General features: G+C 38.7%; 5 protein-coding genes. 4 read left to right on the top strand and 1 reads right to left on the bottom strand.

The features are described from left to right. Positions 1-70 precede the first annotated feature (70 nt). The gene (locus tag C7H19_RS24745) at positions 71-418 is read right to left on the bottom strand and encodes a hypothetical protein (protein ID WP_146136597.1); all 348 of its coding nucleotides are present in this window, start codon (positions 416-418) and stop codon (positions 71-73) included. 60 nt (positions 419-478) lie between these two features. On the opposite strand from C7H19_RS24745, the gene C7H19_RS26595 reads away from it, so the two are divergent. From C7H19_RS26595 to C7H19_RS24760, 4 genes are all read left to right on the top strand, one after another. After that, positions 479-712, top strand: coding sequence for a hypothetical protein (locus C7H19_RS26595; RefSeq protein WP_219907749.1), 234 nt, complete (start codon positions 479-481; stop codon positions 710-712). Between the two features lie 499 nt (positions 713-1,211). Continuing rightward, positions 1,212-3,035, top strand: a complete 1,824-nt coding sequence (locus C7H19_RS24750; protein ID WP_106459570.1) for a PPC domain-containing protein — start codon at positions 1,212-1,214, stop codon at positions 3,033-3,035. Positions 3,036-3,108: 73 nt separating this feature from the next. Beyond that, entirely contained in the window at positions 3,109-4,077 is a 969-nt protein-coding gene (locus tag C7H19_RS24755; protein WP_245927782.1) for a glutathione S-transferase family protein, read from the top strand. Between the two features lie 507 nt (positions 4,078-4,584). Beyond that, the gene (locus C7H19_RS24760; protein WP_106459572.1) at positions 4,585-4,995 is read left to right on the top strand and encodes a VOC family protein; all 411 of its coding nucleotides are present in this window, start codon (positions 4,585-4,587) and stop codon (positions 4,993-4,995) included. The last annotated feature ends 261 nt before the right edge of the window (positions 4,996-5,256 follow it).

The raw sequence follows: 5,256 nt of genomic DNA on the forward strand, positions 1-5,256 counted from the left end.
AACTTTAGTGGAAGCTGTGGAAAACATTCTCAAATATTTTGGAGAAAAATATACAATTAATTTTACATAGCTACTTAGTGATTTGGGGATTGGTAATATCGATGCGTGAGATTCGTCCGTCTGTCACCATGAAATCAACCCCGCTCAGTCCCGCTTGTGGTTCATAGTATAAGCAAGATGGCTCTCCTCCACTGCTTTTTTGGCTCAATTTGACTCCTGCAACACGCGATGCTTCTCCTATTGTCATGCCTACTTTAACTGGGCCGATCCCATTAGTGAACCCCTTGGAAGTTTGGGTGAGGCGCACGGACTGCTTGTTCTCTAAGGCGATCATTTGAGGAGAACTGGTGAGATTGTGAAGAATTGGGAGCAAAACGGCTGTAAATACGACTAACACTATTTTAAGCGGATATTTCACTGTATTACCCTCTCTTGTTTACTACCTTTGCAGTTAACTCCAGTTTAACGAGTGGCGTTGATGTCTCCCACTCCTAACCATCGCCGTTTTTCATCTGGGGGTTGTCGGCACATAGCTGTCACAAAAAGCTTGCTTAGTACAAAAGTTTTAGTCAAGTCTTCAAAAATGAAGGTAATTCTTCCTATTAATGCTCCTCTACAATTGTCGATAGCAAGAACAAACGAGAAAAGCCGATTATTTCGTTCGTCATTTAACTTAACAAAAGTACCGAAAACTTTAGAAGTCGTTGTCTAAAAAAAAATGCTCTCTTTAAAGCTAACTACAACTGTAAAGAAATGGTAGTGTCCTAAAAATGTCGGTAAGACATCTCAAGCAACAATGAGTCAAGCGTTTGAAATTTGTCATCCACACAGAGAGCTACACTATCACCATTTCTAGATTTTTAGACATAACATTAATTTAAGAAAAAATCCAGATATTTTTAGGCATTTTTGAAATAATTTTTTCAAAAAAAATCCTATTTTTAAGCTAAATTTCTTGTTTTTGAGACTTTTAGGTTTAAAAAACCATTTTTTTCATTTAATGCTCTTGTTTATTCCTCTGTAATTCTGTTTCATCTTGATAATTACTATTTTCTTAAAATGCCTATATGTCCTGGTTAAACAAAATTTTACAAGTCATACTGAATTGACAAATTGTATATGAGTAATTTTTCAATAACTTAGACAATTTGAATTGGTGAAATTTAGAGAATTTCTGAAAAGAAGGATTATTGCAATTAGAGGAGATTTTTATGCCTGATGATACTTTATTCACCGCTCAAAATCTGGGTAGCCTAACTTCTACTATCTCTGTCGCTGGATTGGTTGGCGATACGGATATTAATGATTTCTATCGCTTTGATCTAACCAATAATTCTAATCTCAACATCGTCTTAAAAGGCGATGCCGATCTCCGCTTGATTCGGGATTTTGATGGTGATGGTGTGGTAGATGTCTCAGAAGTGATTGCTAGTTCGGGTACGACTGGCACTGGTACACCTGGTACAGTTTTTGAGTCTATAAATCTTTTTAACCAACCTTTGGGAACTTACTTTGTCAGAGTAACTCGATTTAGTACCAGCGATACAAACTACCAATTAAGCTTGTCTGGAGATCTGATGAGCAACTTAATTGCCCAAGAAGCAGGGGCAGATCTGGGTCATCTGTCAGCAACTCCCATCACACGATTTGGTTTTGTCGGTAGTAGCGATACTTCAGATTTTTACCGCTTTAGTTTAGCCAGTACTAACGATATCAATATCTCACTGACAGGATTAAGTGCTGATGCCGATATTCGCTTAATCCGTGATTTTGATAGTGATGGTGTGGTAGATGTCTCAGAAGTGATTGCGAGTTCCACTTTTGGTAGTAGCGTTTCTGAAGCGATTAACGTCAATAATCAAACGGCAGGTAATTACTTCGTCCAAGTGAATTCTTTTGGTATTGCCAATGCGAACAATACTAACTATACTCTACGACTATCTAATGCTTCGACCAATAACCTAATTGCCCCAGAAGCTAATTTAGGCAATCTCTCAGCACCTCCTGCTACTTATTTTGGTTCTGTGGGTGATACTGATACTTCTGAAATTGTGCGTTTCAGTCTAGCAAGTACCAGCGATCTCAATATCTCTCTGACTGGATTAAGTGCCGATGCTGACCTACAACTAATTCGAGATGTTAATAATAATGGTGTGGTTGAGGCTGGTGAAGTCATTGCTAGTTCCACACGTAGCGGAAATGTTAATGATTCTATCAATCTGAACAACCAAGCAGCAGGGAATTACTTTGTCCAAGTCTATCAATTTGGGGGCAATACTAACTATACCCTGCGTCTATCTAATGCTGACATTAGTAACTTAAATGCTGAGGAGATTAATTTAGGTAATCTTGCAGCAACTCCTGCAACATATTCTAGTTTTGTTGGTGATACGGATACGTCTGACATTGTGCGTTTCAGTCTAGCAAGTACCGGCGATCTCAATATCTCTCTAACTGGATTAAGTAGTGATGCTGATCTACGCTTATTTCGCGATACTAATAATAATGGTGTCTTTGATCTTGGAGAAAGCATTACTACTGCCACACGTAGCGGAAATTTGGATGAATCGATTAATCTGAACAACCAAGCAGCAGGTAGTTACTTTGTTCAGGTTTATCAGTTCGGTAGCAATAATACTAACTACACCTTACGCCTATCCAACTCTCAACCCAGTAACATCATAGCGGTACAAGAAAATTTCGGTCTTTTAACTGCTGGTGGAAATGGTATTACACGCAATGATTTTGTCGGTAACAGCGATACCTCGGACATCTACCGCTTTAGTTTAAACAATACCTGTAATGTAACGGCTTCTCTCAACGGTATAACGACTCTAGTTGCTGATGCTGACTTGCGTTTATTCCGTGATTCCAATAATAATGGCATCGTTGAGTTAGGTGAAGAAATTACTCGTTCTAGCGGCGGTATTACTCAAGAGTTTATTAATCAGGTCTTAAGTGCTGGGGATTATTTCCTACAAGCCTATCAATTCAGTGGTGAAACTAATTATAGCTTGACCGTAAATGCAGTTTAAGCGCTTCATCCCTCTTTTTGTTGGAGAGGGGATGAACTGGATGAATTATACCTTTACGATTTAGGAGAAGATCATGACAGGAATGATGATTGAAGGCAAATGGACAACGAACTGGAATGCACGAGATCAAAAGGGTGTATACAATTCGATTCCAACCACGTTTCGCAATTATGTGAGTGCCGATGGAAAAAGTGGTTTTAAAGCAGAGCCAAGCCGTTATCACCTCTACGTTTCTTTGGCGTGTCCTTGGGCGCATCGTACTTTAATCATGCGAGAACTCAAAGGGTTGAATCAGGTAATCTCAGTCTCGAACGCTGATCTAATTCTTGGTGAGATGGGCTGGCGGTTTTCTCAAACACCAGAATCTACTGCTGAGAAGGTGATACACCTTCAGTATTTGAAAGAGATTTATTTAAAAGCCGATCCCAAATATACAGGGCGTGTCACAGTTCCAGTGTTATGGGATAAGCTTACTCAAACGATCGTTAATAACGAATCACGTGAAATTATGCGGATGTTGGATGTAGAATTTGCCTCCTTAGCAACGCGGAACATTGATTTATACCCATACCATCTACAACAGAAGATTGATAAAACGATTAATGCCATCTATCAACCAATTAATGCAGGTGTGTATCATGCTGGTTTCGCCACTTCGCAAGTTGCCTACAATGAAGCAGTGATAGAACTGTTCGAGCATTTAGAACGATGGGACAAGATTCTGAGCCAACAGCGATATTTATGTGGAGAGCAACTCACTGAAGCTGATGTTTGTCTGTTTGCAACGCTATATCGCTTCGACTCGGTGTATTACAGTCTCTTTAAATGCAATTTACAAAGGATTCTCGACTATCAGAACCTTTGGAATTATCTTAAGGAACTCTACCAGATACCTGAGTTTAAAGTGACGTGTCATTTACAGCATCTTAAGCGTAGTTATTACATGAGTATGACTGAGATTAATCCCAATCAATTTGTGCCGATGGGGCCAATCATCCATTTTGACGAACCCCATGATCGTGATCGCGATTATAACGTTTAGTTGAGAGCGCAAACTGATCTGTCGAGGGCTGTACAGTTGTAGATCTTAAAAAGGTATAATTTTTAGGTTTTTGGCGACGACTTTTCAAGCTTTTTAGCTTTTATAAGTTAGATGACAAACTAAAAAATCAACTTTTCTGAATAGCTTTTGCTATCTACAACTGTAAAGCAATATTTTTCGGTAAGCAAGGTGATCAAGTGCCTAAACCTAAATTTATTCTAGATTTTCACTCTTTTTAGACGAAAATTATAAAGACCCTCTTTCGTCGGTTATAAACCCTTTATATTTAGATAAATCACGACATTATAAACAATAAGCGTTTATGAGAAGGAACCAGTAGCTTATTATTCTATTTGTCTTGAAGAATGTCTAGTTAACCAGACTATACTATTAGGGTTGTAACCGTCTTTGGGTCAGTCTAATCGACATTTGATACACGGGTTGCCCTCTAAAAAACGAAAGTAATGAAGACTCAAGTTAATTCAGTTTAGTATTGAGGAACTTAAAATGATTGACATTGGACTCACTCATATAGCACTGAGCGTTTCAGATATTGAGCAAAGTATTGCTTTCTATTCTACTTATGCGAGTATGCAGGTTGTTCATCGTCGCCTTGATGCAGAAACAGGTGTTTCTGTCGTTTGGCTTTGCGATCGCACTCGACCGTTTGTTGTTGTACTGATCGAGATAGCTTCTGTGCATCCTATCCTGTCTCCATTAGCTCATCTTGGAGTTGGTTGCAAGAGTCGTGAAGATATGGAGCGACTTTGCCAAATAGCTCGGCACGAAGGTAGATTACTCTCTGAACCCAAAGATTCTGGGTATCCGATTGGGTATTGGGCTTTTTTGAGAGATCCAGATGGTCATACGCTTGAACTATCCTATGGGCAAGAGATTGGTCTAAAGTTGGAATCTTAGGCTCTACAGTTGTAATTAGCTTTAAAGAAAGCAATTTTTTGTTTTTGGACAAGAACTTTGAAAGCTAGAGAGCTTTTGTTAAATTATTTGACGAACGAAAAAATCGACTTTTCTAGTTTACTCTTGCTAACTACAACTGTAGAACAAACAATCTTATTGCTGATTTGACATTTCCGCTTTTTGAATCATCCCTCTTCTGTCACTTGAGGATAGAAAATTAATTAACCTGTCAAAAAATGGAAAGGAGACCGTCCTGAGAAA

It is taken from the genome of Aphanothece hegewaldii CCALA 016, from assembly GCF_003007785.1.
Lineage (GTDB): Bacteria > Cyanobacteriota > Cyanobacteriia > Cyanobacteriales > Microcystaceae > Chroococcus > Chroococcus hegewaldii.

Excerpts from the sequence above, each read along its gene's own strand:
- C7H19_RS24760 (WP_106459572.1), top strand. The coding sequence starts at position 4,585 with ATGATTGACATTGGACTCACTCATATAGCACTGAGCGTTTCAGATATT.
- C7H19_RS26595 (WP_219907749.1), top strand. The coding sequence starts at position 479 with ATGTCTCCCACTCCTAACCATCGCCGTTTTTCATCTGGGGGTTGTCGG.
- C7H19_RS24750 (WP_106459570.1), top strand. The coding sequence starts at position 1,212 with ATGCCTGATGATACTTTATTCACCGCTCAAAATCTGGGTAGCCTAACT.
- C7H19_RS24755 (WP_245927782.1), top strand. The coding sequence starts at position 3,109 with ATGACAGGAATGATGATTGAAGGCAAATGGACAACGAACTGGAATGCA.